Annotated in this window: 20 protein-coding genes; 15 read left to right on the top strand and 5 right to left on the bottom strand. The window is 48.3% G+C overall.

What is annotated here, in order from left to right; translation table 11 throughout:
- Window positions 1–11 precede the first annotated feature (11 nt).
- Window positions 12–2,132 (top strand): alpha/beta hydrolase domain-containing protein, encoded by a 2,121-nt coding sequence (locus ACFS25_RS03310; protein ID WP_381496977.1) that lies wholly within the window; start codon window positions 12–14, stop codon window positions 2,130–2,132.
- An 11-nt stretch (window positions 2,133–2,143) separates the two neighbouring features.
- On the opposite strand, the gene ACFS25_RS03305 is transcribed toward ACFS25_RS03310, so the two are convergent.
- Window positions 2,144–2,953, bottom strand: coding sequence for a metallophosphoesterase family protein (locus tag ACFS25_RS03305; protein WP_381496976.1), 810 nt, complete (start codon window positions 2,951–2,953; stop codon window positions 2,144–2,146).
- Between the two features lie 131 nt (window positions 2,954–3,084).
- The gene (locus ACFS25_RS03300) at window positions 3,085–5,166 is read right to left on the bottom strand and encodes a CehA/McbA family metallohydrolase domain-containing protein (RefSeq protein ID WP_381496975.1); all 2,082 of its coding nucleotides are present in this window, start codon (window positions 5,164–5,166) and stop codon (window positions 3,085–3,087) included.
- A 122-nt stretch (window positions 5,167–5,288) separates the two neighbouring features.
- On the opposite strand from ACFS25_RS03300, the gene ACFS25_RS03295 reads away from it, so the two are divergent.
- From ACFS25_RS03295 to ACFS25_RS03285, 3 genes are all read left to right on the top strand, one after another.
- Entirely contained in the window at window positions 5,289–6,635 is a 1,347-nt protein-coding gene (locus tag ACFS25_RS03295; RefSeq protein WP_381496974.1) for a Gfo/Idh/MocA family protein, read from the top strand.
- A gap of 122 nt (window positions 6,636–6,757) precedes the next feature.
- Window positions 6,758–7,750 (top strand): aldo/keto reductase, encoded by a 993-nt coding sequence (locus ACFS25_RS03290; protein WP_381496973.1) that lies wholly within the window; start codon window positions 6,758–6,760, stop codon window positions 7,748–7,750.
- Between the two features lie 117 nt (window positions 7,751–7,867).
- Window positions 7,868–9,619, top strand: coding sequence for an alpha-L-rhamnosidase-related protein (locus tag ACFS25_RS03285; RefSeq protein ID WP_381496972.1), 1,752 nt, complete (start codon window positions 7,868–7,870; stop codon window positions 9,617–9,619).
- Between the two features lie 5 nt (window positions 9,620–9,624).
- Here the strand turns inward: ACFS25_RS03285 and ACFS25_RS03280 are convergent, their stop codons facing one another.
- Entirely contained in the window at window positions 9,625–10,365 is a 741-nt protein-coding gene (locus tag ACFS25_RS03280) for a LytR/AlgR family response regulator transcription factor (RefSeq protein ID WP_381496971.1), read from the bottom strand.
- Window positions 10,365–11,612, bottom strand: a complete 1,248-nt coding sequence (locus ACFS25_RS03275) for a histidine kinase (RefSeq protein WP_381496970.1) — start codon at window positions 11,610–11,612, stop codon at window positions 10,365–10,367. The genes ACFS25_RS03280 and ACFS25_RS03275 overlap by 1 nt, the downstream gene beginning before the upstream one ends.
- 285 nt (window positions 11,613–11,897) lie before the next feature.
- On the opposite strand from ACFS25_RS03275, the gene ACFS25_RS03270 reads away from it, so the two are divergent.
- From ACFS25_RS03270 to ACFS25_RS03240, 7 genes are all read left to right on the top strand, one after another.
- Window positions 11,898–14,990 carry a ligand-binding sensor domain-containing protein gene (locus tag ACFS25_RS03270; protein WP_381496969.1) on the top strand — a complete coding sequence of 1,031 codons (3,093 nt, stop codon included), beginning with the start codon at window positions 11,898–11,900 and terminating at the stop codon, window positions 14,988–14,990.
- Between the two features lie 266 nt (window positions 14,991–15,256).
- Window positions 15,257–15,622, top strand: coding sequence for a hypothetical protein (locus ACFS25_RS03265; RefSeq protein WP_381496968.1), 366 nt, complete (start codon window positions 15,257–15,259; stop codon window positions 15,620–15,622).
- A gap of 33 nt (window positions 15,623–15,655) precedes the next feature.
- On the top strand, window positions 15,656–15,982 hold the full coding sequence (locus ACFS25_RS03260) for a hypothetical protein (RefSeq protein WP_381496967.1): 327 nt from the start codon (window positions 15,656–15,658) through the stop codon (window positions 15,980–15,982).
- Window positions 15,983–16,096: 114 nt separating this feature from the next.
- Entirely contained in the window at window positions 16,097–16,930 is an 834-nt protein-coding gene (locus tag ACFS25_RS03255; RefSeq protein ID WP_381496966.1) for a hypothetical protein, read from the top strand.
- Window positions 16,931–16,940: 10 nt separating this feature from the next.
- Window positions 16,941–17,150 carry a hypothetical protein gene (locus ACFS25_RS03250; RefSeq protein WP_381496965.1) on the top strand — a complete coding sequence of 70 codons (210 nt, stop codon included), beginning with the start codon at window positions 16,941–16,943 and terminating at the stop codon, window positions 17,148–17,150.
- Between the two features lie 117 nt (window positions 17,151–17,267).
- Window positions 17,268–18,014, top strand: coding sequence for a Gfo/Idh/MocA family oxidoreductase (locus ACFS25_RS03245; RefSeq protein WP_381496964.1), 747 nt, complete (start codon window positions 17,268–17,270; stop codon window positions 18,012–18,014).
- 15 nt (window positions 18,015–18,029) lie between these two features.
- Window positions 18,030–18,551, top strand: coding sequence for a hypothetical protein (locus ACFS25_RS03240; protein ID WP_381496963.1), 522 nt, complete (start codon window positions 18,030–18,032; stop codon window positions 18,549–18,551).
- A 147-nt stretch (window positions 18,552–18,698) separates the two neighbouring features.
- Here the strand turns inward: ACFS25_RS03240 and ACFS25_RS03235 are convergent, their stop codons facing one another.
- The gene (locus ACFS25_RS03235; protein ID WP_381496962.1) at window positions 18,699–20,792 is read right to left on the bottom strand and encodes a S9 family peptidase; all 2,094 of its coding nucleotides are present in this window, start codon (window positions 20,790–20,792) and stop codon (window positions 18,699–18,701) included.
- Window positions 20,793–20,938: 146 nt separating this feature from the next.
- Here ACFS25_RS03235 and ACFS25_RS03230 point away from each other — a divergent pair, with 146 nt between their 5' ends.
- The 4 genes from ACFS25_RS03230 to ACFS25_RS03215 all read left to right on the top strand — a co-directional run bounded on the left by ACFS25_RS03230 (window position 20,939) and on the right by ACFS25_RS03215 (window position 25,921).
- A complete protein-coding gene (locus tag ACFS25_RS03230; protein ID WP_381496961.1) occupies window positions 20,939–21,610 on the top strand; it encodes a DUF3431 domain-containing protein in 672 nt (223 codons plus the stop codon).
- Window positions 21,611–21,817: 207 nt separating this feature from the next.
- Entirely contained in the window at window positions 21,818–23,311 is a 1,494-nt protein-coding gene (locus ACFS25_RS03225; protein ID WP_381496960.1) for a M20/M25/M40 family metallo-hydrolase, read from the top strand.
- 92 nt (window positions 23,312–23,403) lie between these two features.
- Window positions 23,404–23,802, top strand: coding sequence for an FtsL-like putative cell division protein (locus ACFS25_RS03220; protein ID WP_381496959.1), 399 nt, complete (start codon window positions 23,404–23,406; stop codon window positions 23,800–23,802).
- Window positions 23,792–25,921 carry a penicillin-binding protein gene (locus ACFS25_RS03215; protein ID WP_381496958.1) on the top strand — a complete coding sequence of 710 codons (2,130 nt, stop codon included), beginning with the start codon at window positions 23,792–23,794 and terminating at the stop codon, window positions 25,919–25,921. The genes ACFS25_RS03220 and ACFS25_RS03215 overlap by 11 nt, the downstream gene beginning before the upstream one ends.
- Window positions 25,922–25,931: the final 10 nt, after the last annotated feature.

Genomic DNA, 25,931 nt, shown 5'->3' with positions numbered 1-25,931 from the left:
GAGTAGGTAAGATGAAAAAGTGGTTTAACATGGATAAAGAAGTCATTAGACATGGCCTCAAACTTCATCTGCTTTTACTCACTATGGCTGGCAATTATTTTAAGCACATCCTACTTACATTAACTCGTGCGCTTGTAGTACTAGTCGGCTTGGCCTCATTGGCGCAGGCGCGTATCATTCGGATTGAGATCACCAGCGTTCAATCGCCCACCTTTGAGGGGAAGGCATTTGGCCGGGTAGGTGCCTACGATAAACTTCGGGGAAAAGCGTATGGCGAATTAGACCCAAACAGTCCGCAGAATGCACTCATCACCGATATTGGCCTGGCTCCACGCAATGCGAAGGGTATGGTGGAGTATTCGATGGATATTTATATCCTTAAACCTATCAAACTCGCCAATGGCAACCACAAGTTGTTTTTGGAAATCAATAACCGGGGCGGCAAGCTCTTCGGCGGATTCAATAAAAGCAGCGGAGGCAACGACCCTACAACGGCTGACCAGGCGGGAGAAGGTTTTCTGATGAATATGGGTTATACAATGGCCTGGAATGGTTGGGATTGTTCGGCAACTTCGGCAAATAATAACCTGACTATCAGTGTCCCCGTAGCCAAAAATACGGATGGTTCATCAATTACGGGTCCCTCCTACGAATATATCGTCTACGACAACGCAACGGCCCTCTCCTACTCACTCGCTTATCCCGCAGCGACATTAACGAAATCTCAGGCAACACTCACCGTGCGCGAACATTTGCAAGACACCGCCAGCGTTATTCCAGCCAACGAATGGGAATACGTCAACGAGCGCACCATTCGGTTGCTCCCCGCTGGAACAACCTTCCGGCAGAGTGCCATTTATGAGTTTAATTACACAGCACGCGACCCCATTGTGGCGGGCGTTGGCTTTGCGGCAACCCGCGATTTCGTGTCGTTTCTGCGATATGCCATAGCCGATGACTTTGGAAACCCCAATCCCTTAGCCGGTGATGTGCGCTACACTTTTTCGTATTCGCTATCTCAACCGGCCCGCTATGTCAATGATTTTCAAACGCTGGGTTTCAATGCTGATGAACAGAATCGGCGGGTCTTGGACGGAATCGAAAACTGGTTGGGGGGCGGCAGCGGCATTGGCCTCAATGTTCGGTTTGCCCAGCCTTCCCGAACGGAGCGCAATCGGCAAAATCACCTGTATCCAGAGGGGCTTTTTCCGTTTGCCTATCCGGTTATGACCGACCCGCTTTCGGGGAAAACAGCGGGGCGTCTTGCCAGATGTTCGGCCAGCAATACGTGCCCAAAGGTGTTTGAAATCAATTCAGCAAACGAATATTGGGTTAAAGCCGCTTCTTTGCTCCATACGGACAGTAAAGGAAATGACTTGCCCGATCCTGAGAATGTTCGCTTTTTTCTGGTATCCGGCGCACAACACGGTACGGGTAACGGGGCTACTCGGGGTTTATGCCAGCAACTCCAAAACCCAACCAATGCCGATCCAGTCTTACGAGCGCTCTTCGTTGCCCTCGATGAGTGGGTCACGAAGGGAACCGTACCACCCGCCAGCGCAGTACCCCGACAGTCAACCGGAACCGCCGTTGTCGCAACTCCACAACCAGGCTCCCAAACGGGTCTAATTTCGCAAGCGGCACTTGGGTGGCCAACGATTCCGGGCGTGGCGTATACGGGCGGCATTACAACGCGCTATCTGCTCGATTTCGGTTCTTCGTTCGAGAAGGGATTCATAACAAAATTCCCGACCGTCGTAGCAGAGCGACCTATCTACGTAAATTTTGTATCCAAGGTTGATAAAGACGGCAATGAACTAGCGGGTATCCGCTTACCTCCCGTTGCCGTACCAACTGCCACAACGACCGGCTGGGCCTTACGACGGGCAGGCTTTGGTGAAAACGACGGTTGTGAAGGTTCTGGCCAGAATATACCGTTCAAAACGACCAAAGCCGAACGCTTGTCAACCAACGACCCGCGCTTGTCGTTGCAGGAACGTTATGAAACACATGATGGCTATGTAAAGGCCATTCAAAAGTCTGTCCAGACATTAACAGCGCAACGTTTTTTATTACCCGAAGACGCGCAACAATACATAAAATCTGCGCAGGACAGCCCTATTTTACGATGAGATAATGAGGCTTATTTTTGCGTATCAGAAGGTGAATAGTCTGAATTTCTTTGTAAAAATTCAGCGTAGAAATCGGGTATAGAGCTATTATGAATCCCCGCAACTGTCTGCTCAATAGAGTAGTTCACTTTGATTAGTTCATACGTTATTGAATCTGGACCAAAGGCAACCTGTTCGCCAGAAACAGTTAATAGTAAGTAAGTCGCCAGAGCATCAGCTTCTTTGGAGCGCCCAACGGACCCACAGTTGATCGCAATTGGCGGAAGGATTTTCTCTGCCGAGTTGAGTTTATTGCTAAGCGGGCGGATATACGACATATGAGTGTGCCCCATAATCAACACGTCAGCGTTCTGCTGGTTCATCATCGCCAGTAAATCGTCCTGATCGTGGCTCTGATAAATGTATTCGTCGTTGGTCCGTGTACTGGCGTGTACCAGAAGAAGAGTAATGGGTGTATCAGCAAAAGAAAAAGACAATTGAATCTGACGCGGTAGACTGGCGAGAAAGGCTTTATTACTTTCGGTAATTGCTTGTCGTGTGTAGTTAATGGCGGCTGTTCGAGCTTGCGTTTCCTGATACGTGTGTTTGGGTAACGGAATAAGCGGCTGGTCGAAGGCAATTCGTTCATCATGGTTTCCCATCAATGTAGGAATACGCTGCTGCCTGATTAACTCAATGACTTCATTCGGCCAGGGGGCAAAGTCAACCAGATCACCGAGGCAAAAAATTTGGTCCACTTTTCTGGCGTCAATATCTGCTAATACGGAGTTGAAAGCGGGGAGATTTGCGTGAACGTCACTTAGAATGGCGATTGTCAACATATATATACAGCTTGTTGGCTGAGCATCTTTAAAGGACAAAGATACTACTGGCGCAATTGGCCTAACAGAACAAATCCGGCCTTGTCTGGTACTAACCAATAGTATTTTGTAGAGTAACTAACGACATCCACTCAACCCTCAATCCATATTTGCTGCGTAAAGGCACCGTTAACAGCCGCATCCCACACCTCAAACCGTACCCATTTTCTGCCCTTGAGATTAGTGTTAAATGTAAATTTCTGTTTGCCGAAGGGAAGCGTATTCGTTAAATCTATTCGCTCCCGAAACACCTGCTTTCCATCGCCGGAGATGATTTCGGCAAACGTTAGCGGGAATGTCCAATCCATATCGACCACGACACTGGCTTTTCCATCCTGAGATAAGGTGAGCGTTTCGCCCGCACCTTTTCCATTTACCGCAAACGTCGGCAGCAACACTTCGCCCGTCGTAACAAAGAATTTCCCTTGCTGCATGACGTCTAAGATTGGTTGCCAACCCTTATTATAATCCGGCAGTTTATTGAGTTGTAAGTAGTTTACATTGAGGTGGGCGTACATTTCGTTTTCCGGCTCGATGGTAAATAAATCAGCTTCGGCAATGACGTGTTTTTTGAAGCCCCAGTTTGCCATATCGTCCATTAAATCCAGCACCCTGCGGCTTAATCGGGGTTCCGACAAATCGGCGGGTATGTTTTTCCAGGCAGCTCCGAAAAAACGGTCGGACTTGTAGAAATCCTCGTCTTTGTATTTGTCAGGAAAACCGGTGGACCCTTTGGTACGGGCGTGGGCGGTCCAGGCAAGTCCGTTTTCAGCTTCCAGCAGTTTCAGCATATCCGCTTTGTCGCCAATACGATACACTTTTCCGTATTGCGGGTCGGCCGTTACGAAAGGCATCTCGGGCTTGCGCGACATGATCCAGTATACCGGCTTCGGGAAAAAATCTAACCAGTGACCACCAAAAAATTCGTTGGGTTCTTCGCCGGGTAATAACAGAAAATCGTTAGTTGACCAGCGTTTGCACATGTCGAACAAGGTTTTCAACTCTAAAAGCCGTTGGTCATCGGGACCCTTCGGATGAGCGGTGTAATGAAACTCAGCCAGATGCACGATGTCAATACCCGTATTTTTAAAAACCTTAACGAAATTTGGTACGTCTGGAACTGGCTTTCCGGCCAGTATTACGCTCATAACATACTCATTATGAAAGTGGCTCGACATGGTTTTGTAGCCCGACACCACCGGATACTTGTCGTTATGGGTGAATTTCTTCACATCTTCCAGTACTTTGGCGGGTGTGTCAGTACTCAACAGGCAAAAAAAGTTTAATCGCTGCTGGGTTTTAGGTGGTGCGTTTACCCAGGGCACCCAGCGTTTATCACCCATCAAATCCTGCCGAATACCGATACCAAAGCCCGGTATCAGACTCCGATAGTTGCTGCCGTACCAGGTAAAGTCCAGATTGAACGCTTCGTCTAACGGGTAAAAATACTGGTGGGGAGCCGGAAATACAGCCAGACTGCCCGTTGCGCCAGCACCAATAATAGTACGGTATTTCACGCCCTGTGCTTTGTTGGGTTGTTTCAGATCGGCGGGTACGCTCTGCATCTGGCCTTGAGTATCCGACCAGGCAATGGTAGTCCATATCGGCAGTTTACTGACCAAACCCGCGTCGTAGAGAATGGCTGTAGAATCCACATCTGTAGCCATAACAGCGGCTATATTGAATAACGGGCTGCCATTATAAAGTGTAATTTCAATGGCTCCGGTAAACGTAGCGGCCTGAATGTCTGACACCCGAATTACGGTTCGGGAGCCATTAGTACGTACACTTGCGCTTCGCTTAGTAAGCGCGACGGCGTAGGACTTATGGGGTAGTTTGTTAGTTTTATCAAAAAAGATATTCCAGCCATTCTGCGAAATCAAATCTCGTTTGCCGACCGTAAGAACAAAGGCGGGGTCGAGGGCTTTGGCGATTTCCCTAAAAGCTCCTCGCTGAGATAGCTGGATACTGCTGAACAGCGGCTTCTCTTTCGCTAAGTCGATAATTAGTTTACCAGTCTCCTTATCTGTGGTAGGCCAGCTTACGACCAGATCATCTCCCTGACTGATGACCGTTACGCCATTTTTTTTCTGATAACCAGACAAATCGACCGGAATCTGCGCACGAACGGCCAAGCCAGTAATGAGTAATAGAAGTAAAAGAATTTCTTTCATAGTTACGGATTCAGATCATTTACACAAAAGGCAATTGGGACTATTTACTTAACAGTACTTAGTGTAAAATCTACCCGGATAGGCTGTCAACAACCGCTTCGTTTCTAAACCTCTATAAACAAATGAAACCTACACGCAGGCATTTTTTGCGAAATTCTGCCCTTGCCGTCACGGGTGCGGGCCTTATTAGTCTCCCAAGTCTGGAAGCCATTGCCAGCCAGCGGCAACGAATTTCGCCTAATGATAAACTTCAGGTTGGGTTGATTGGCTGCAATGGCATGGGCTGGTCAGATCTTCGCTCCCACCTACTACAGAGCGATGTGCAATGTGTAGCTTTAGCCGATGTAGACCAGAGTGTTCTGGATAAACGAGCCACCGATGTCGAAGCCATGCAGCATACCCGACCGCTGCTTTTTAAGGACTACCGGAAGCTGCTTGAGAACAAAGATATAGATGCCGTTATTATTGGTACGCCCGACCATTGGCATTGTATGGCTATGATTGATTCGTTGTCGGCGGGGAAACACGTTTATTGCGAGAAACCATTAGCCAACAGCATCGAAGAATGTAATTTGATGCTGGCTGCTGCGCAGAAGTACAAAAAGATTGTACAGATTGGGCAATGGCAACGTAGTGGGTCACATTACGAAAAAGCAATTGAGTACGTTCGGTCGGGCAAATTGGGGAACATTCGTTTAGTAAAAGTCTGGGCTTATCAGGGGTGGATGAATCCCGTTCCTGTCCGGCCCGACAGTGCGCCCCCGGCAGGCGTTGACTATGCGATGTGGCTTGGACCTGCCCCCAAACGACCGTTCAACCCCAACCGATTCCACTTCAATTTCCGTTGGTTCTGGGATTATGCCGGTGGATTGATGACGGACTGGGGCGTTCATGAAATTGACATCGCTCTGTATGCCATGAATGCCAAAGCACCCAAATCGGTGATGGCGTCGGGCGGGAAACTCGCCTATCCCGATGATGCTTCGGAAACGCCTGATACCTTGCAGGCGGTCTACGAATACGATGGCTTCAACATGCTTTGGGAACATGCCACGGGTATCGACGGCGGCAACTATGGCAAAACGGAAGGCATCGCTTTTATTGGCAACAACGCTACGCTTGTTCTAAACCGGGACGGCTGGTCGCTTCTTCCCGAAACAGAAACAAAGAATGGTATCAAGGTTTACAAAGTGGAAGACATCCCCGATCAGGTGCGTAACGGCGAATACCTGAACGAGCATACAAAAAACTTCGTAAAAGCGATTAAAGCCAACGATGTGAGTATGCTTAAATGCGGTATCGAAACGGGTAGTATTGCTGCCATTAACGCCCACATGGGTAACATTGCCTATAAAACAGGCCGAAAAGTTTATTGGGATAACGCGGCAAAAGGATTCAAGAATGATACACAGGCAAACACGTTAATGGCGGCTCATTACAATAATGGCTGGAAATTACCCGTCGTTTAATGAAATCATATAATCTGGTCTGAAAGCTCCCAACTCACTAATATAAACAGCCAAATAAATAGCCGCCTTAACAAAACAACGAGCGATTTGCTTCTACAAGCAAATCGCTTTTTAGAGAACACATGGAATACAGAAAACTAGGAGAATCTGATTTGAGCCTGTCAGTTATCACGTTTGGCGCCTGGGCTGCCGGGGGCTGGATGTGGGGCGGAACAGAACGAAAAGGAGCTATCGAAGCCATCAAGGCATCTTATGATCTGGGGGTAACCTCTATCGACACAGCACCTATTTACGGACAGGGCACCAGTGAGGAAATTGTTGGTGAAGCCATCAGAGATATTCCCCGCGACAAAGTACAAATCCTGACCAAGTACGGCATGCGCTGGGATTTAGCCAAGGGTGATTTCGGATTCAAAAGCCAGGATAACGATGGTAACGCGCTCGACGTGTATAAATATTCGGGTAAAGAAAGTATTATCAAAGAATGCGAGGATAGCCTGAAGCGGTTAGGGACAGATTACATTGACCTGTATCAGATGCACTGGCCCGATAAAACCACCCCCATCGACGAAAGTATGGAGGCTGTCTTACGATTGATTGAGCAGGGTAAAGTTCGTCAGGCGGGTGTCAGTAATTACACCGTCGACCAGATGAAACAGGCGGAGAAAGTGCTCAAACTCGCGTCGAATCAGGTGCCGTTCAGCATGATTAATCGGGGAATAGAAGATGAACTTGTGCCCTATTGTGTAGAGAACAAGAAGGCCGTTCTAGCATATAGCCCAATGGAGCGCGGGTTGCTGACTGGTAAAATTAAACCCGGCCATCAATTTACTGAAGGTGATCATCGGGCAAGCTATCGGTTCTTCAAAGAGGAAAATATCCAACAGACCGACAGCTTTCTGCAAAAAATCAAGCCATTGGCCGATAGCAAAAACGCCAGCCTGAGCCAGTTGGTCATTCGCTGGACTATCGAACGCCCCGGAATTACGATTGCGTTGGTTGGTGCCCGTAATGCGGAACAGGCCGTCCAAAATGCCAAAGCCATTGATATTCAATTGTCGCCTGATGATATTACGTTCATCAATCAGCAAGTAGAAGCATTAGAGTTGGTATAAATTATAAAATTTGAGCCTACCCGAAGCCGGTCGATTGTACCGGCTTCGGGTAGTTTATTGATTTCTCCCTTGACGCTCGGTTTTGTTTGGAGGATCGTTTGAACGGAAAATAAAATTATGACGCGTATCTACAGCCTTAATATACTTATTGGGCTCTGCTTTAGCCATCTGGCTTTGGCGCAACTGCCGCCTATCTTTGACCAGAGCCGGATACAGGCAGCCCAAAGCGAAGCCACCGTTCGTCGGTTTCTGGCACCCGTAAAAATTCTGTGGACTACCGGCTCAATTACAAACGCAGAACGACTGCTAAAGCCCGGCAACGGGCAGGCCGATTTATCAGGAAAAGACCTATGCTCGCTGAAAAGCGATGCAACGGGTAAGCCTAGTCTACTACTCGATTTCGGGAAAGAATTGCATGGTGGACTTCAGATTGTGACGGGCCAATGGAAGGTTAGTAAACCCATCACGGTGCGGATACGGTTTGGCGAATCGGCCAGTGAGGCTATGGCCAATATTGAACCGAAACAAAATGCGACCAACGATCACGCCATTCGGGATATGACATTGCAAGTGCCGTGGCTGGGCAAGCTGGAAATCGGAAACACAGGTTTTCGGTTTGTCAGAATTGATCTGATCGATGGAGATACTGAACTGTTGCTAAAGGAAGTACGCGCCATTTTCACCTTCCGTGATATTCCCTACCTCGGCTCCTTCCACAGCAGCGACGAACTTCTGAATAAAATCTGGGCGACGGGTGCGTATACCGTTCACCTTAATATGCAGGATTACCTGTGGGATGGTATCAAACGCGACCGGCTGGTTTGGGTGGGCGATATGCACCCCGAAGTATCGACAATAAATGCTGTATTTGGCTATAACGATGTGGTACCCAAAAGCCTTGATCTGGCCCGCGACATTACACCCCTACCCGGCTGGATGAACGGCATTAGTACGTATTCGATGTGGTGGATTCTCATTCAGCGCGACTGGTATCAGCACAACGGCAATCTGCCTTATTTGAAGCAGCAGAAGGATTACCTCGTCAATTTACTGAACCTGCTCATAGAGAAAATAGACGACAAAAATAGTGAAAAGCTAGATGGAACACGCTTTCTGGACTGGCCTTCTAGCGAAAACACAAAAGGTATTCATGCCGGATTACAGTCTATGATGGTGCTTTCGCTAAGCGCCGGAGCTGATCTATGCCGCATCCTGAATGACCCCACAACGGCTACAAAATGCGACAATGCGGTGGCCCGCCTGAAAAAATACGTACCCGACCCGAACGCGTCCAAACAAGGCGCGGCTTTACTGGCGTTGTCGGGTTTGGTACCCGCCGAGAAAGCGAATAAAGACGTACTAGCCATTAACGGTGCCCATAATTTCTCCACGTTTTACGGCTATTACATGCTTCAGGCAAAGGCCAAAGCGGGTGATTATAAAGGCGCATTAGCCAACATCCGGGAATTTTGGGGCGGCATGCTCAGCTTAGGCGCCACCACTTTCTGGGAGGATTTCAATTTGGATTGGATGACGAATGCGGGCCGCATTGATGAACTTGTGCCAGAAGGCAAGAAAGACATTCACGGCGATTGTGGTGCCTATTGTTACATTGGCTTTCGGCACAGTCTGGCGCATGGCTGGGCGTCGGGGCCAACGCCCTGGCTGACGGAGCACGTACTTGGTATTCAGGTAGTGGAGCCGGGCTGCAAAGCCATCAAAATTGAGCCGCATCTGGAAGATTTAACGTTTGCAGAAGGTACTTTTCCAACGCCCTACGGGCTGGTAAAGGTGAAGCATACTAAATTGGCCAATGGAAAAATACAGTCCGAAATAAGTGGGCCAAAAGAGGTAAGAATCATCCGGTAAGACGATCATATTTTCTCTAGAAAGGCGAGAAACTCCTGCTTTTTATTGCGAGATACAGGGATGTTTTTATTATTAGCCATAATGACTTCTCCCCCGTCGCCACGAATGTATTTTTGGACATAGCGCAGGTTTATCAGATACCCGTGATGCACCCGGCAAAAGCCCTTACTTTCCAGAACTTCTTCTACTTCTTTCAGGGTTTTGGAGATCAATATTGTTTTACCGCTGGTCAGAAAAAAGTGTGTATAACCACCGTCGGATTCGCAATAATATATTTCTTCACTCTGTAAAATCTGTAGCCCTTCCATCGTGGGCAACGCAATCCGATCACCGGTTTTCTGCCGATTCAAATAAGCCACAAAATTGTCTACCTGCGTTGTAGGCCGGGATGACAGTGTCGTTTCAGCTTTCGATACGGCCTGGTGTAATTCGTCTTTATCAATTGGTTTCAGGATATAATCCAGCGCATTATGTCGAATTGCCTGAATGGCGTATTCATTATAAGCCGTTGTAAAAACGACCCGAAAACCAGTAAAGCGGCAGTCCTTGAGCATGTCAAATCCACTCATGCCAGGCATCTCAATGTCCAGAAAAACCAGGTCAGGATGGTGCTGCTCAATAGCATTTAAGCCTTCTTCTCCATCGGCGCAAGATGCCAGCAAACGTACCTCAGGGCAGTATTTAGCCAGTAACAGGGCCAAAACATCGCGGCAATGTTTTTCGTCATCAACTAAAATGGCGGTCATCAGTAAGGTAGTTTTAAAGTAAAACGAACGCTGGTGCCAGTCGCTAATCCGTCAGCCTGATAGTTGTCAGTCAGATCAATCCGGGCATTTACGCCATACATTTCATTAACCAGGAGCAATCGTTCCTCCGTTAGTTTGAGGCTCTGAGCCTCATGCGTCACTACTTGGTTGACCCGTAGATTGGCTGAGGCTACCCGACCGATACCATTGTCATTAATTTCTACAACTAAATTTCCCTGTTCCTTGTGGCAGTTGATTTGCAATATTGGTGTTCCATTTTTCTTGGGCATCAACCCATGCCAAATGGCGTTCTCCACGTAAGGCTGAGTAATTAATGGCGGCACATGGACGGTGTCCTGATCTAATTCATCACTTACCTGGTAGTCTACTTCAAACTTTTTATCGCAACGAAGTAATTCCAGTTCCACATAAATTTGCAAGGCTTTTAGTTCGTTACGCAGCGACACCCATTCTGTTTTTGAGTTATCCAACACCTGCCTCATCAGTCGGGAAAACTTAGTGAGCAGGTCCGATGCAAGATCGACCTCGTTTTGCAAGATAAAGCTATTGATCGAATTCAGACTGTTGAAAATAAAGTGAGGATTCATCTGCATACGCAACGCCAACAACTTCGTCTCGGCGACACGTTTGTTAGTCTCCATGAGTTGACGCTCGGCTTGCCAATAGGCCGCGTCTACCTCCACCTGTTTAATCTTTTGGGCGCACAAGGCAGCTACCGTCGTCATAATTTTCAGATGGCGGGACTGAAAAAAATCTTTCCTGGGATGTTCAGCATCAATAACTCCTATGATTTTACCTTCCGAAAGGATGGGTACGGTAATCTCTGCCAGCCGCATGGCATCATCCTGTATATAACGACTATCAGTAGATGTGTCGTTAATGAGTTCAGGCAACCCGGTTGAGGCCACTGTACCAACAATTCCCTGTCCCAGAGGAATATTAATAGGCCGAAAAACAGTGTGCCCACCAGGGTTTTTAGGACCATGTGCCGCTATTTGCACCAACACGTTCCGATCCTGATCGAGCCAGTACACAACACAATCGACAAAGTTGAGCCGGGCGATGCAATTTTTAGCAACGTCCCAAAGCACTTCGTCAATCGTTGTCTGGGCAATCATTGATGTCGCAAAGAAAGTAACTGCCTTTTCTGCTTCTAATTCCTCGCGTAATGCGGTTAATTCCTCTGCTGCGTAGCGGGTAGCTGCTCGTTTTACTAACTTCGTCATTCATCATAAGGTGTCACTCTGGCCGCAACTACGTTAGACTGGCTATTTTTAAAAAGCTTTACTGAATACTTGGTGATTTTCAGGCGTTAACTACCGTAAAAAGTCTATTATTGGGATTATTTTTCGCGTCGTTTTTCCGCTAATCAATCGCTGCGGATGGCTCAGTTCATTACCTATACCCCGTTGGAGAACCGAATCATTTTTGCTTGCCTAACGCTATCATGGTTGTATGGATGGCCGGCCCAATTATGTTACGCTCAATCAGGCGGCAACCCTGGCAGCGTTATGGCTCCTCCATCCACGCAATGGTTTCAACACCTTACCCTTCGGCAGGGACTGGCCGCTAATTATGCCATGTCTATCACGCAGGATAAACTTGGTTTCATCTGGGTCGGCACAGTCAACGGTCTGAACCGCTTCGACGGACTGCGCTGTCTGACATATACACGGCAGACCGGAAGTGCTCATTTGCTTTCGAATCGTATTGTACGGAGCGTATTTACGGCAAAAAATGGAACGCTCTGGGTTGGCACACAGGAGGGATTGAACCGGTTCGAGCCTGACAAGCAGACATTTCAACAATATTCACTTTCGCATTTGGGGATAGGCTGCAATCTCATTCGCAACATAGTCGAAGGCAGTTACGGCACCCTGTTTCTGGCCACAAATGGTGGTCTTGTGCTACTCAATCCAACGACGGGAAAATTCAGCCTGTTGACGCTTCCGGCAGATTCCGCATCTCGTCTGGGAGCGAATACCATCCGGCGACTACTAGTAGATGGGTCTACGCTTTGGATCGCTACTCAGGCGGGTCTGTATGCCTACGACCAACGCACAAAGCAGTTCCAGGTCTTTCACCATGACGAAACCAATAGTGCCTCGTTACCAAATGATTATGTATCGGCACTGGCCATTCATCCAACTACTCGTGAGTTGTTTATCGGTACAAATGAAGGCCATATCGCTAAGCTTAATCCAGCTACACGGGCATTTCGGCAACTACCGTTGCAGGCTAATCATCCAATTTCTTCGATACTTTTCACCAAAACTCACGACCTGTGGGTAGGCGTTTTGGGGGGAGGAATCCAGCGGTACGATTCCATTCGAAATCAATTTTCGGTGTATCTGAATGACGAGAACAATCCCCGCAGTCTGGGCTCAAATTCGGTCAGGGACTTATTTGAAGACCAGAGTGGCGTTGTTTGGGCCGTTACAGATGATGCGGGCGTAAGCTGGTTCAACCCAACGGTGGAGAAGTTTCATTCACTCTTCGACGACGTTGGCTACCGGCCAGCCTCTTCATTAGGTCTCGATGCATCGCGGCTCGCAATCGACCGGCAGAATCGTCTTTGGGTTGCTACTCACGACGGGGTAGTGTGGATCGACCCGAAAACCCAACGCTACCACTCGTACCGCCATGATCCAACCAACCCGCACAGCCTCAGGTCAAATCTGGTGCATTGTGTGCTAATCGATCAACGTGGGCAAGTTTGGTTTGGTAGTGCCAAAGGGCTTGATCGCTTTAATTCATCTACGCAACAGTTTGACCAAATACGGTGTCTGCCTACGCCAGAAAGTCCAACTCAATATCCGGAATTTGACTCAACAAAACATCTGTTTGTTGCTGGAAATCAAGTGTTCAATCTTGCTCAAGGCGCGAATGGCCGCATCTTCGTCGGCACAGATGAAAAGCTAACTATTTACGATCCGAATCGCCACACATTTCGTAACCAGTTTAACGATGAGCGCATCCGCCGGTTACCAGGAAAAAATTACAATACGCTTTACGTAGATCGTCAAAATAACCTGTGGGTAGGCGGCTTGGGGCCTGTTTATAAAATAAGCTCCGATTTACGACTAGTAGCGCAGTACGTACACAAGGAAGATGACCGGTATAGTTTGCCCGACGATGGGGTGACTGACTTTGCGGAGGATGCCTCAGGCCGAATGTGGCTAGGTACTGACAATGGCCTGGCCCGTCTGGATCAGAAAACGGGCCGCTTTACTGTCTATACAACCCAACACGGGTTGCCCAACAACGATATAGCGGCCCTGTTAATGGCAGGCGATTCACTCTGGGTAACAACAAGCCGGGGGTTAGCCTGTGTTGACACACGCCAACTCAAATTCACGGTTTTCGATGAGGCCGATGGCAGTCCTGCGTCGGAGTTTGAGTCGGGCTCGGCCAAACAGGATTCGGCGGGCCGACTTTATTTTGGGGCTATGCGCGGATTGGTTTACGTTCAGCCAGACCGCATCCGCCTGAACCGTTTCGTGCCCCCCGTTTATCTAACGTCGCTTCGAAGCACCGATCAGGAATTTTTACAAGGTTCCCAAACGACTCCGCAAACAGTTGTTCTCAATTACACCCAGAATGCATTTTCCTTCGATATGGCTTCGCTGAATTTCGACCATCCTGAAGGCAATCAGTATGCGTATCAGCTCGAAGGGTTCGAGGATCATTGGAATTCGGCAGGCAATCGGCCATTTGGCAGTTACACAAACGTGCCCCCCGGCGACTATGTATTGCACGTTATCGCGGCAAACAACGATGGCGTTTGGAACCGACGCGGTTATCGTTTGCCATTACACCTCAAACCGCCCTTCTGGCAAACCTGGTGGTTTCGGATCGGTAGCCTTACTACACTGATTACCTTGATTTTAGTGGTTGCCAAACGACGTGATGAAACCATACAGCAGGAGCATCGAGACAAAAGTGAATTCCGTGAACGCTTGGCAGCATCGGAATTGAAAGCATTGCGTTCGCAGATGAATCCGCACTTTTTGTTCAACTCTCTAAATGCGATTCGGCTGTTTGTACTCCAGAATGACAGTGATAATGCCGATAAATACCTTGTCAAATTTGCCCGGCTTATGCGGCTGATTCTGGATAACTCGGGGCAAGAATGGGTGACGTTAGCCAGCGAACTGGATCAGTTGACGCTATATTTAGAGCTGGAGCAACTGCGGTTCAACAGCAAGTTCGACTTCTCGATAGTAATCGATCCAATTTTACAACAGGAAAGAACCAAGATTCCACCAATGATTATTCAGCCATATATCGAGAATGCTATTTTGCACGGCATGGCCCACAAAAAGACCCCTGGTACAATTCTGATTAGCCTAAAACCGGTCAACCAATATTTGGAATGTGTGGTAGAAGATGATGGCATTGGGCGGCAGAAAGCCATCGAATTAAAGAGCAAAACGGTGGCTTCGCATAAAAGTGTGGGACTAAAAGTAACGGAAGATCGGTTGCAACTCATGAGTCAGCGCAGCGGGCAAGAGGCTCGCGTCGATGTGATCGACAAAGTGAACGAAGCCAACGAACCGATGGGCACTAAGGTAATTATTCAGTTACCCCTGATTACCTACTAAAAACGCCTGACTATACAGCCAAGCGTTCCGTCTGAACCAATCTGCGGCCTTAAAGCCCCAAGGTACCATTGGTCAGCTGCTGAGACTATTCCAGTAAAATCGACTACTTATTCATTTATCTCTACCCGTTGTCAATTCCTGCGTTGACGGCGGCAGCAGGTGATATTGTTTTGTGCTCGCTAAACAACTATTTCTGTACTTCTGCGCCACCGCTAATTCACTTCTTTACTGCCTGATTTTTAAACTCTCTTACTTACTATAATACAATGGCAAACGAAAAAACTATACTTGATGAATGGTCCGTCAAAGACCTGGAAGATGGCTCATCGTTGACGATCACCATCGTTAACTGCACAGAGATGGGAAACCAATCGGTACCCGGTATCCAAGTTTTATACATGGGCCAAACGGTAAATTACGAACCCCTGATCACAGAGCGCTGGATCTATCAGGCGTCAAAAACTGATGCTGATGATGAGTATTTACTCGAAGACAATTCGTGGATGGTTCACGAAAATCAGTTTGTAAAAAACTACTTGGTGCTTGGCTCACCTCTTAAAGCTAAAGTAGCCGTGAAAACGCGTAGTTCCAAGGTAATTACCAAAGAATATGAACTCCCGTTTGCCGTGTAAGGGCAATTAAATTATAACCATCTCTCTACATTAGTGGAAGACATCTTTTCGCCGGACCGTCGATATAAAGTGAGCTTTGGAAGCTACGAGGTTAGAATGAGCCACTGGATTGATCAGCCTTACCTAATCCGGGTTAGTGACAATGTCAGCCTTTTCAACCTCAACGCTGATGTCTGGTCGGCGTCGAACGTGCGCTGGCTGGACGACTCAACGGTTGAGCTATATATGCGTAAATATCCCGGTCTGGTGGCCTGCACCCTAACTTTAAATGCATTGACTAATCACGCCAGCGCCGTAAACCAAACTGCTTCTTTTGCAGGAGCATTCTCAGAGCTAAAGATTTGGTTATTAAGTTTATAGAAATCGAAGATACCTTTCCTATCGGGATTATATCTTAATTTTTTACAGTCCCTATCCACTATTAATTAGGAGTAACTATCGGCCTTTGACCGCGCCAAGCGAGGAATAGAATCCATGACGCACTGCCTACACATCATCCTGCGAATTTTGTTCTTTCCATTAAGTTTGCTGTTCATCCGTTGTGGCAATTCATCTCTGTCGTCCGGGGTGGTGGTAGACCCGGCACGTCTTCGTATCAACGTTATCATATCCCGTTCAACAGGCGATGAGGGGAACACGAACGAAAGTATTCTGGCCTATATTAAGGACAATAAAGACCAAACAGTGGCTAACCAGCAGATTCTGATAAAGGTGAATGGTAAGGCGCTACGCCTTACAAATGGGTCGTCAAATTACTACGGTGTATACCCTCACTACCAACTTACGGACACATCTACGGTTATAAATGCCGACTCCACGTACGCCATTACCATCGTGCTTACAGATGGCAGGGAATATAAAGTAGGCAAGATTCAGCCCCAGCCCGACCTTACATCAATGCTTTTTCCCGTACCCGTTACCCACTCCCGTCAGCAGCCGTTAACCTTGCGATGGCAGGCAGTGGAACCCCACAATTGGTTGATTAACCATTGGAAAAGCTGGCAGGGTGAAACATCGGCAACGGAGCTAAAAATCTCAAAAAGCAATAGGGTGCACGATAAGTGGAATACTGTACAGTATGAGCGGAGCAGTACACAAGAATCTGATTATTTAAGTACGTCCATTAGGTCGGGTAATGGGTCATACACGATTCCCTTATCCTATCTGCGGGGGGATACGAAACCCTTCAATACCGTTGACATCCTAGTTGACTCAGAAAAACGCCAGAAGGCGGCCAGCCCTTTCCTGAGCGGTAGTACCATCAGCAGCCGTCGTACAGGTAGGTATCGACTTGCGCTCACTAACTAAAAAATCATCCATGAAACACGTCGGTATTGGCTTACTCGCGGCTCTCATTGGCTATGTAGTCATTGCGGCCATTGGTTATTTTTTATTGCTCAAACTTTCCTCAAACGGCCATGATCGGTCTGTTGAAGCCAGTATGACGAGTATCTTCATTTTCGGGCCCGTTGGCGCAATTATCACATTTATCGTAGCCTTTATATGGTCCAAAAACGTTTTTCACTAACCCAACTAAGGGTACTATCCTGCCGAAATCAACCTTTCTTACAGTAGATAGATCACAGTATTGGCATTAGAAGTAGAGACTACGTTAAGCTAGTCAACCCAACCTGCTGCTTTTGCTATGACGCTCCAATCGAACCGACGTAATTTCCTAAAACAAGGTAGCGCGGCTGCCCTTAGTTTAGCCCTATTTCCGAGCCTAAAGCGCAAAGTTGCTCCCAGCGACCGGGTGCGGGTGGCGCATATCGGTCTGAACGGCATGGGCACTAATCACCTCAATTGGTTTGCTAAACTCCCCGAAGTGGAGGTAGTTGGCCTGTGCGATCTGGACGAGACACATCTAGGCAAAGCGTTAAGCACGTTACAAACGTTGCAGCCCAATACCACGGCCAAAACATATCCTGATTTTCGATATTTACTTGACCGTAAAGACATTGACGCCATCACCTGCGCTACCCCCGACCATTGGCACGCTCAGGTCGCCATCATGGCGTTTCAGGCGGGGAAAGATGTGTATGGCGAAAAACCACTATCCTACAATGTTCGGGAAGGCCAGAAAATGTTGAAGGCCGTTAACCGCTACGACCGAATTTTTCAGTTAGGGACCCAAATTCACGCGGGCGATAACTACCACCGTGTTGTCGAGCTGATTCAGGCCGGGGCCATTGGCAAAGTGCATACCGTACGGCTCTGGAAAACGGGCTTCCCGCCCGTGTTGGGTCCAGCCAATTACCAAACACCACCGTCTACGCTGAACTGGGATATGTGGCAGGGACCCGCTCCGGTTTCATTGTATACCCCTGAACGTTGCCATTTCAACTACCGCTATTTTCTGGATTATTCGGGGGGCGTATTTCAGGATTTCTAGTGCCACATTGCCGATGTGGTTTGGTGGGCCATTAATCCTACGGGCCTGAAAAGTATTAAGGCCAAAGGCGAAGCGCCCGAAGGCATTGGGGATGCGCCCAAGTGGATAGATATAGACTACGAATTTGAGGGTTTGTCGCTACACTGGACCAATACGCCCCCCAACGTACCAGGTGCCGAAAAACGGGGTATTGGTGCTTATTTCGAGGGGGATAAAGGAACACTGCTTTGCGATTATAACACCCGGGAAATCACGATAAATGGCATAGTCATGAGCGATATTGCCGAAATTCCCATTACACTCGAACGGTCGCCGGGTCATCAGCAGAATTTCATAAACTCTGTAAAATCGCGTAAGCAGCCTGAGTCGAATTTAGCCTATGCCCGGCAAATGACTATGCCAATGCACCTCGGCCTGATTTCCTATCGGCTTGGCCAACCATTGGAGTGGAACGCTCGCAAAGAAAAATTCCGGCATAACTCCGAAGCCAATGCCCTATTGTCGCGGGACTATCGCAAAGGCTGGGATTTGATCTAGTTATGGGTGGCTAGAAAATGTCAACTAGTTCTATTGGATTACGCTTAAAATCAGCACAAAAAGATAATAATTTTCTATCATTCGACCGAAACTCTGTAGTCCGGTCGAATGATAGAAAACCTAATTTTACGCATGGAAGAACTTCGTCTACTGCCGTTCACCAACCAGATTCAGTATAAATGAATACTCCAACGCTATTTCTTTAAGCGCCTGGAATCGGCCCGATGCGCCACCATGACCCGCTTCCATATTCGTATGAAGCAAAAGTTGATTGTTGTCTGTCTTCATAACCCGGAGCTTGGCGACCCACTTGGCAGGTTCCCAATACTGCACCTGCGAATCGTGTAAGCCGGTGGTTACGAGCAAGTTCGGATAAGCTTTCTTCTCAACATTATCGTAGGGCGAGTACGACAGCATGTAATCGTAATATTCTTTGTTTTTTGGATTGCCCCACTCTTCAAACTCACCCGTCGTCAGCGGAATACTTTCATCGAGCATCGTCGTTACGACATCGACAAACGGCACAGCCGCCACCACGCCCCGATACAGTTGCGGAGCTTGATTAATAACGGCGCCCATGAGCAAACCGCCCGCGCTGCCGCCCATAGCAAAGAGCTTATCCGAACTGGTGTATTTATTTTTGATGAGAGACTCAGACACGTCTACGAAGTCGTTGAACGTATTTTTCTTTTTCAGCATCTTGCCATCTTCATACCATCGGCGTCCCATTTCCTGCCCACCCCGAATGTGCGCAATGGCGAAAATAAACCCTCGGTCGAGCAGACTTAGGCGTGTGGAACTAAAGCCGGGATCAGTCGAGTAGCCATATGAGCCATAGGAATATTGCAGCAACGGAGCCGAGCCATCCTTCTTCGTGCCTTTGCGGTAAACCAGAGAAACTGGCACCTTCACTCCGTCGCGGGCGGTGGCATAAAATCGCTCCGAAACGTAATTGTTCTTATCAAAACCACCGAGCACTTCCTGTTGCTTCTTAAGGACTTTCACCCTCGTATCCATGTTGTAATCGAAGGTCGAGTTGGGCGTCGTCAGCGACGAGTAGCTATAACGCAGGATATTCGTGTTGAAATCTGGATTATAACCAATCCCCGCAACGTAAGCCGGTTCGCCAAAATCAAGATATTCATCGGCCTTGTTCTGCTGATTAATAACCCGAATACTGGTCAGGCCCGCTTTACGTTCGCCCAGCACGAGGTGATTGGCAAATACATCCATATTAGCTAGGTAGACATCAGGCCGGTGAGCAATCACTTCTTTCCAGGCCGCCCGGTCCATAGTTTTTCCTTCCGGAACTTCCATCAGCCGAAAGTTTTCAGCTTTCCAATTGGTACGAACGTAAAACTTGTCTTTGTAATGTACTATTTCATACTCGTGGCCTTTTTCGCGAGGCAAAAAGACGGTAAACTGCCCTAATGGTTTATTGGCTTCCAGTAGTCTGGACTCGGTTGCAACGCCGTTGTGGTCGGAACTAATCTCGATGTATTTTTTTGATTTCGAGCGGCCCAACCCCATGTAAAACTGGTTATCCTTTTCCTCATAAACCAGCACATCGGCACTAGAGTTAGTACCCAAAACGTGCCGGTAAACTTGATAACCGAGTAGTGTCTGCGGATCTTTTTTGATGTAGAAAAGCGTCTTATTATCAGTTGCCCACGCAAAACTACCAGCCTCCGTATCCTTGATAGCTTCGGGATAAATCTTGCCGGTTTTCAGATTCTTAACGCGCAGGGTGTAGAGCCGACGGCTAACGGTGTCTTCCGCAAAAATGGCCAGCTCGTCGTTGTCCGACACCTCGAAACCACCGATTTGGTAATAATTATGGCCTTTCGCTAATACATTACCATCGAACATAATCTCTTCGGCACCTTGTAGCGACCCCTTTTTGCGACAGTAAATTGGGTACTCTCCACCCGTAATATATCGGGTGTAGTAGTAATAGTTACCTTCTTTGTAGGGCACCGATTCATCCTGTTGCTTAATGCGCCCTTTCATCTCCTCAAACAGCTTGGTTTGCAAGTCTTTGACAGGGGCGAGAACCTGATCGAGATAGGTATTTTCGGCTTTCAGATAATTGACAACCTCCGGGTTTTCGCGTTCGTTGAGGTAATAATAATTATCAGTTCGTTTATGGCCATTGGTAATGAGCTCTTTAGGTTTGATGGCCGCTTTGGGGGCCGTATTGGATGGTGCTGTTGGTACGCCTGTATTTTGTGCCTGTGTCATGCTGTGTAGCGTGAGTGTGATAGTAAATAGTAGACAAGTCCGTTTCATACTAGTCTGTCGCTGGGGTTCGTTTCTGAAGATTATCCGTAAAAATAAGGTATGGATTAACGAAACCTATACGGTTTCAAAAACCTTATAGGTTTGCCATGCCCGAACTCGTCGTTGCCCACTATACCGAAAACTTAAATTGGCTACGCAACGTGCCCACAGGCTGGCAAAAAACAGTGTACGACAAAAGTCCCGATGGGTTAATAGATGGGGACGCCATTGCGCTACCTAACATCGGGCGAGAAGCGCATACGTATTTGCATCACCTCGTCAGTCGGTACGATTCGCTGGCCGAGTGGACGGTATTCTGCCAGGGCAAGCCTTTCGACCATGCCTACGATTTCAAAAAAACACTGCGTGAGTTTGATCCCAATCCAGTCGAATTTCGGTGGCTCGGCCATTTGATTGATACTGACGATAATCAGGGCCATCGGCTATTCAAGCCCTGGAGCAAAAATGAGGACGGGCGCGGCCTTGATTTGCGCGGGTTCCACCGCGCCCTGTTTGACACGGATGGTCCAGACCTTTATACATTTGTGCTGGGCGCTCAATTTGCCATCCACCGCAACATTTTACATCGAAAACCAGTATCCTTCTATGAGCGGGCATTAGCCGTATCAGTATCCTTCCCGGATGCGGCTCATTGTTTCGAGCGGAGTTGGGACCGCGTTTTTGGTGTGGTTGGCATTGACCCCGACTGGCTGGCTGGACGGCTGATGGTTCAACTAAAACCGATGAAGGCTCAATCAACCGATTATCACAACGTATGACCAGCCCCTCTATCTCTACTCAGGAAAGCTTCATCGACCATCATTTATACCAAAACAAATCGAAAACAGGAGCATAAGCGTAGGTTACATAAAAAAGATTCAAATCGACTAAACGCTTTGACAAGACTTCGTGTCTAATCATTCAGCATCAAAAAATCAGCATTCCTTTTTGTATCTTTAACCAAGAATTCTACCACCCATCTTCTCATGGCCCGAACAATTTACGTGCCTCGCTTTCGGCTCGTGCTGTTCTGTATCGGTACTGCCGGTACGCTAACCGCTTTTTATCCAGATACCCTTTCCTTCCGAAAGACATTTACCCGTATTAACAACGAGGTACGCGAACATAGCCGCGCCTACGAAACACTTGCCGATGCGTCCCAACGGGTTGGACACCGCCTAACGGGTAGCCCCAATGGAACACGGGCCGAAACTTACGCCTTCGACCTGCTGTCGTCCTATGGATTTAAGGAAGTTCGTTATGAACCATTTGAAGTTGAGGCCTGGATGCGCGACACGGTTACGTTGGCCGTCGTGCCCGACAAAAGCGACAATTTTCGGGATGTTCCGGTTGTGGCGTTAGCCCATTCGCCCATCGAAGCGCATGTCAAGGGTGAAATTGTGGATGTGGGGAACGGACTGGAAGGTGATTTTGCCGCGCTGAAAACAAAACTAAAAGGAAAAGTAGCCTTAGTGAATATTGGTCTGGCTGCTCCAACCAAAGGGGCCAGGAACCTGCATCGCTCTGAAAAAACGGCGCTTGCCATTCAATACGGGGCTACGGGCGTCATTATGGTGAATCTGGTGCCGGGTAATGTATTGCTGACGGGCACCGCTTCTGTAACGGGAAAATTGATTTCGATTCCATCAGTTTGTATCTCGCTCGAAAGTGGGCAGGCACTACGGGCTTGGATGCAGGAGGAACACGAAAAACTCCACGCACAGATTGACATGACGAATATGAGCCGCAAAATACGCGCTCGTAATGTAATTGCTACCCTGAAAGGCTCTAAGTATCCCGAAGAAAAAATCATTGTCGGGGGACATTTAGACTCCTGGGACCTTGCCACGGGTGCTATTGACAACGGCATCGGTTCATTTGCTATCATAGACATTGCCCGTACATTTAAAGCGTTGAAACTGAAACCTAAGAGAACGGTTGAGTTCGTCCTTTTTATGGGTGAAGAACAGGGGCTTCTTGGCTCGCGGGCAATGGTCGAGAATCTAAAAAAGGCGGGTCAGTTAGACAAGGTGCGCTACATGATAAACCTCGATATGACCAATGATCCCACCGGCTTGAACGCTTTTGGCAGGAACGACATGACTTCATTTCTGAATACGGTTGGTGAAACGATAAAAGAAGTTGAACCGGAATTTGCCAATCAAATGGAAAACCAGGCGGGTCTGCACTCCGACCACCAGCCGTTTATGCTCGAGGGTGTGCCGGTCGCGGGTATGAACGGCCACCTAACCAAAGAAGTGCTTGACTGTTATCACGCTAATTGCGACCGTCTTAACCTTGTCAATGCCAACCAGTTGAAGAATACCGTCCGCTACTCGGCTATGCTGCTCTTCGCCCTGGCCGACGCTGACGATATTCCGACCCGTCGGCAGACAGATGCCCAAACACGCGACTACCTTGTGACCCAGGGCCTACGTACACCCCTGCAAATTGCCAACGAATGGCGATGGAAAGAGTGAGTTAAGTAGGTTTTTACAAAATTTAGCTAGTGGCGGGCGGGACCCGTGACGATGTTTTGTTTCTTTGTACTTACATCGCACCCTAACCCATCATGGCTAAAAATACCTTCCGACAACCTGAGCGTATAGCCAAACAAAAGAAACAACGGCGTAAGCTTCGGCTAGCCTCATGGCTCAATGATTTCATTGGTTTAGACCGCCTTTTCGGGGAAGATAATGCCTGGCCGATTCAGCATATCGACCGTATTCTGTGGGTCACGTTTCTGCTCATTCTGTACATTGGCCTGAATCATAACGCCGAACGGCTGGTTCGCCGAAATCAGCGCACAAAAGCTCAGGTCGACGAATTGCGGTCGCAGTTTACCGTCCTACAGGCCGATTTCAACAAAAGCGGCAAGCAATCCGAAATTAGTAAGCGCGTCGAAATTCTTGGCCTTGCCGATAGCCAAACTCCACCCAATAAAATTGTTGTCAGGACCAATGAACATTAAGCAGGACATCATTCAGCGGGCAAATCACGTCTTTTATTTTGTTATTTTTCTGGCTATCTGCGTTGTAGTACGGCTCGTATCTGTGCAGTATTTTCAGAAAGATTTAAAGGGTAAGTTCTGGAGTGAACGCGTAGCCTCAACCCTCATCCAGCGGGATACGATTCGGGCCATGCGTGGGAATATCTACGCCAATGATGGCAGCTTGCTGGCTACGTCTTTACCAACCTACGTTGTGGGCCTTGATCCAACAATGGCCAAGCCTGAGTACTTTGCTAAAAAAGTAGATTCGCTTGGCGTACTTCTTGCTCAAATTTATGGAGACCGCTCCGCGCGTGACTACGCCGACCTCGTTCGGGACGCTCGTATTCGTAAACGCCGGTATGTGTTGCTGAATCGTCGGCGCGTTACGTTTCAGGAACGACAGAAAATGCTTAAATGGCCGTTTTTTCGGTCATCGGCGAAGGTGGCAGCTCGTGGCGGTGTGCTACGCGCTTATTACGAACGCTATCATCCATTCGATCAGATGGCTGAACGAACCATTGGTAACCTCGACGCCAAAACTGGCCGGGGCCTAATTGGATTGGAAGCTAGTTTTCAGCCCGCACTGGCGGGTAAAAATGCCGTCGGTTTGGTTGAAGTATTGTCTGGTGGGGTGCGTAAACCCGTTGATGATGGCCCCGAAATGAGACCCGAACCGGGCATGGACCTCTACACGACGATTGACGTCAACTACCAGGACATGGCCGAATCGGCACTACGCTCGACCCTCGAAAAGTACAACGCAGCCAAAGGGTGTGTGATCGTGATGGAAGTGGCCACCGGCGAAATTCGGGCAATGGCTAACTTAACGAAACAGAGTAGTAGCAGTGGACCAAACCATTACGTCGAGAATTTTAATCACGCACTGGCAGGGCGCACCGACCCTGGGTCAACGTTTAAGCTAGCGACGATGATGGCCCTGATGGAAGAAAAAGCCATTTCGCTCAACCAACCGGTTGCCACTGGCAATGGGTCAATGACTTATCATGGCCTGGGTATTCACGATGCCAGCCGGACGGGTAAAGGAACGATTACGGCCCGACAGGTTTTCGAGAAATCGTCAAATGTCGGCATTCACTTGCTCATGCGCAGCTATTTCTACAGCCGCCCCGACCTCTATTGTCAGTACCTGCGTCGGTTTCATCTGACCCAACCGACAGGTATTCACATGAAAGGTGAGGCCATGCCTGTTGTACGCAATCCTGATATGAAAGGGTGGAGCAAAGTATCCCTAACCTCCATGTCATATGGGTATGAAATGCAGATTACTCCGCTGCAAATGCTGGCTTTTTATAATGCCGTAGCCAATGGGGGGCGCTGGGTTCGGCCCGTTCTTGTTAAGCAAATTAAGCTGGCTGATGAGATTATTGAAGATAATAAACCTTATATAGCCGCCGAACCGATCTGCTCGAAAGAGACTGCTCGAAAGGCACAGGAATTATTGCGGGGCGTGGTCGAGCATGGCACCGCCAAGCACATTAACAACCCACATTATGCCATTGCCGGAAAGACGGGTACAGCCCAGAAAATTGTGAACGGCAAATATCAGGTCGGTAAATATTACACCTCATTTATCGGGTATTTTCCGGCAGATAACCCCAAGTATAGCATGATTACGGTTGTCGATAGCCCACAGGGCGACAATATAGACCTGCTGTATGCCGGTGCAGTTGCCGCTCCCGTGTTTAAGGCAGTAGCCGACCGAATTGTCGCTTACGACATTCGGATGCACGCGCCCATTCGAGCAAATACGTCGCAACCACGCTCATCGACGGACTTGGTGGCAGGTTATGCCGATGATCTGCATACCATTAATTCAACGCTGAATATCAATAACGAACCATCCACCGAAGGTTGGGTTGAAACAGCCTCGAATGGTCGCTGGAAAGCCCGCCCAACTCGCTCTGACCGTGTACCCGACGTACGCGGCCTCACATTGCGCGATGCTTTATTTCTGCTCGAAAACCGGGGTTTCCGTGTTTTGGTTGAAGGGCGGGGCAAGGTAAAAGAGCAGTCGGTAGCGCCAGGATTAGGAATTGAAAAAGCGTCAGGCAACGTGATAACACTGACGCTGGGGTAAACATGGTCAG

Source organism: Spirosoma flavum (assembly GCF_042686045.1).
GTDB lineage: Bacteria > Bacteroidota > Bacteroidia > Cytophagales > Spirosomataceae > Spirosoma > Spirosoma flavum.
The sequence above is the reverse complement of the archived record's forward strand: the minus strand, read 5'-3'. Positions and strand labels throughout refer to the sequence as shown.

What these genes read in the sequence shown, in the direction of transcription:
- ACFS25_RS03220 (WP_381496959.1), top strand. Translation starts at nt 23,404, where the DNA reads ATGGCTAAAAATACCTTCCGACAACCTGAGCGTATAGCCAAACAAAAG.
- ACFS25_RS03230 (WP_381496961.1), top strand. Translation starts at nt 20,939, where the DNA reads ATGCCCGAACTCGTCGTTGCCCACTATACCGAAAACTTAAATTGGCTA.
- ACFS25_RS03215 (WP_381496958.1), top strand. Translation starts at nt 23,792, where the DNA reads ATGAACATTAAGCAGGACATCATTCAGCGGGCAAATCACGTCTTTTAT.
- ACFS25_RS03255 (WP_381496966.1), top strand. Translation starts at nt 16,097, where the DNA reads ATGACGCACTGCCTACACATCATCCTGCGAATTTTGTTCTTTCCATTA.
- ACFS25_RS03300 (WP_381496975.1), bottom strand. Translation starts at nt 5,166, where the DNA reads ATGAAAGAAATTCTTTTACTTCTATTACTCATTACTGGCTTGGCCGTT.
- ACFS25_RS03235 (WP_381496962.1), bottom strand. Translation starts at nt 20,792, where the DNA reads ATGACACAGGCACAAAATACAGGCGTACCAACAGCACCATCCAATACG.
- ACFS25_RS03280 (WP_381496971.1), bottom strand. Translation starts at nt 10,365, where the DNA reads ATGACCGCCATTTTAGTTGATGACGAAAAACATTGCCGCGATGTTTTG.
- ACFS25_RS03285 (WP_381496972.1), top strand. Translation starts at nt 7,868, where the DNA reads ATGACGCGTATCTACAGCCTTAATATACTTATTGGGCTCTGCTTTAGC.
- ACFS25_RS03275 (WP_381496970.1), bottom strand. Translation starts at nt 11,612, where the DNA reads ATGACGAAGTTAGTAAAACGAGCAGCTACCCGCTACGCAGCAGAGGAA.
- ACFS25_RS03270 (WP_381496969.1), top strand. Translation starts at nt 11,898, where the DNA reads ATGGCTCCTCCATCCACGCAATGGTTTCAACACCTTACCCTTCGGCAG.
- ACFS25_RS03250 (WP_381496965.1), top strand. Translation starts at nt 16,941, where the DNA reads ATGAAACACGTCGGTATTGGCTTACTCGCGGCTCTCATTGGCTATGTA.
- ACFS25_RS03310 (WP_381496977.1), top strand. Translation starts at nt 12, where the DNA reads ATGAAAAAGTGGTTTAACATGGATAAAGAAGTCATTAGACATGGCCTC.
- ACFS25_RS03245 (WP_381496964.1), top strand. Translation starts at nt 17,268, where the DNA reads ATGACGCTCCAATCGAACCGACGTAATTTCCTAAAACAAGGTAGCGCG.
- ACFS25_RS03290 (WP_381496973.1), top strand. Translation starts at nt 6,758, where the DNA reads ATGGAATACAGAAAACTAGGAGAATCTGATTTGAGCCTGTCAGTTATC.
- ACFS25_RS03305 (WP_381496976.1), bottom strand. Translation starts at nt 2,953, where the DNA reads ATGTTGACAATCGCCATTCTAAGTGACGTTCACGCAAATCTCCCCGCT.
- ACFS25_RS03225 (WP_381496960.1), top strand. Translation starts at nt 21,818, where the DNA reads ATGGCCCGAACAATTTACGTGCCTCGCTTTCGGCTCGTGCTGTTCTGT.
- ACFS25_RS03265 (WP_381496968.1), top strand. Translation starts at nt 15,257, where the DNA reads ATGGCAAACGAAAAAACTATACTTGATGAATGGTCCGTCAAAGACCTG.
- ACFS25_RS03295 (WP_381496974.1), top strand. Translation starts at nt 5,289, where the DNA reads ATGAAACCTACACGCAGGCATTTTTTGCGAAATTCTGCCCTTGCCGTC.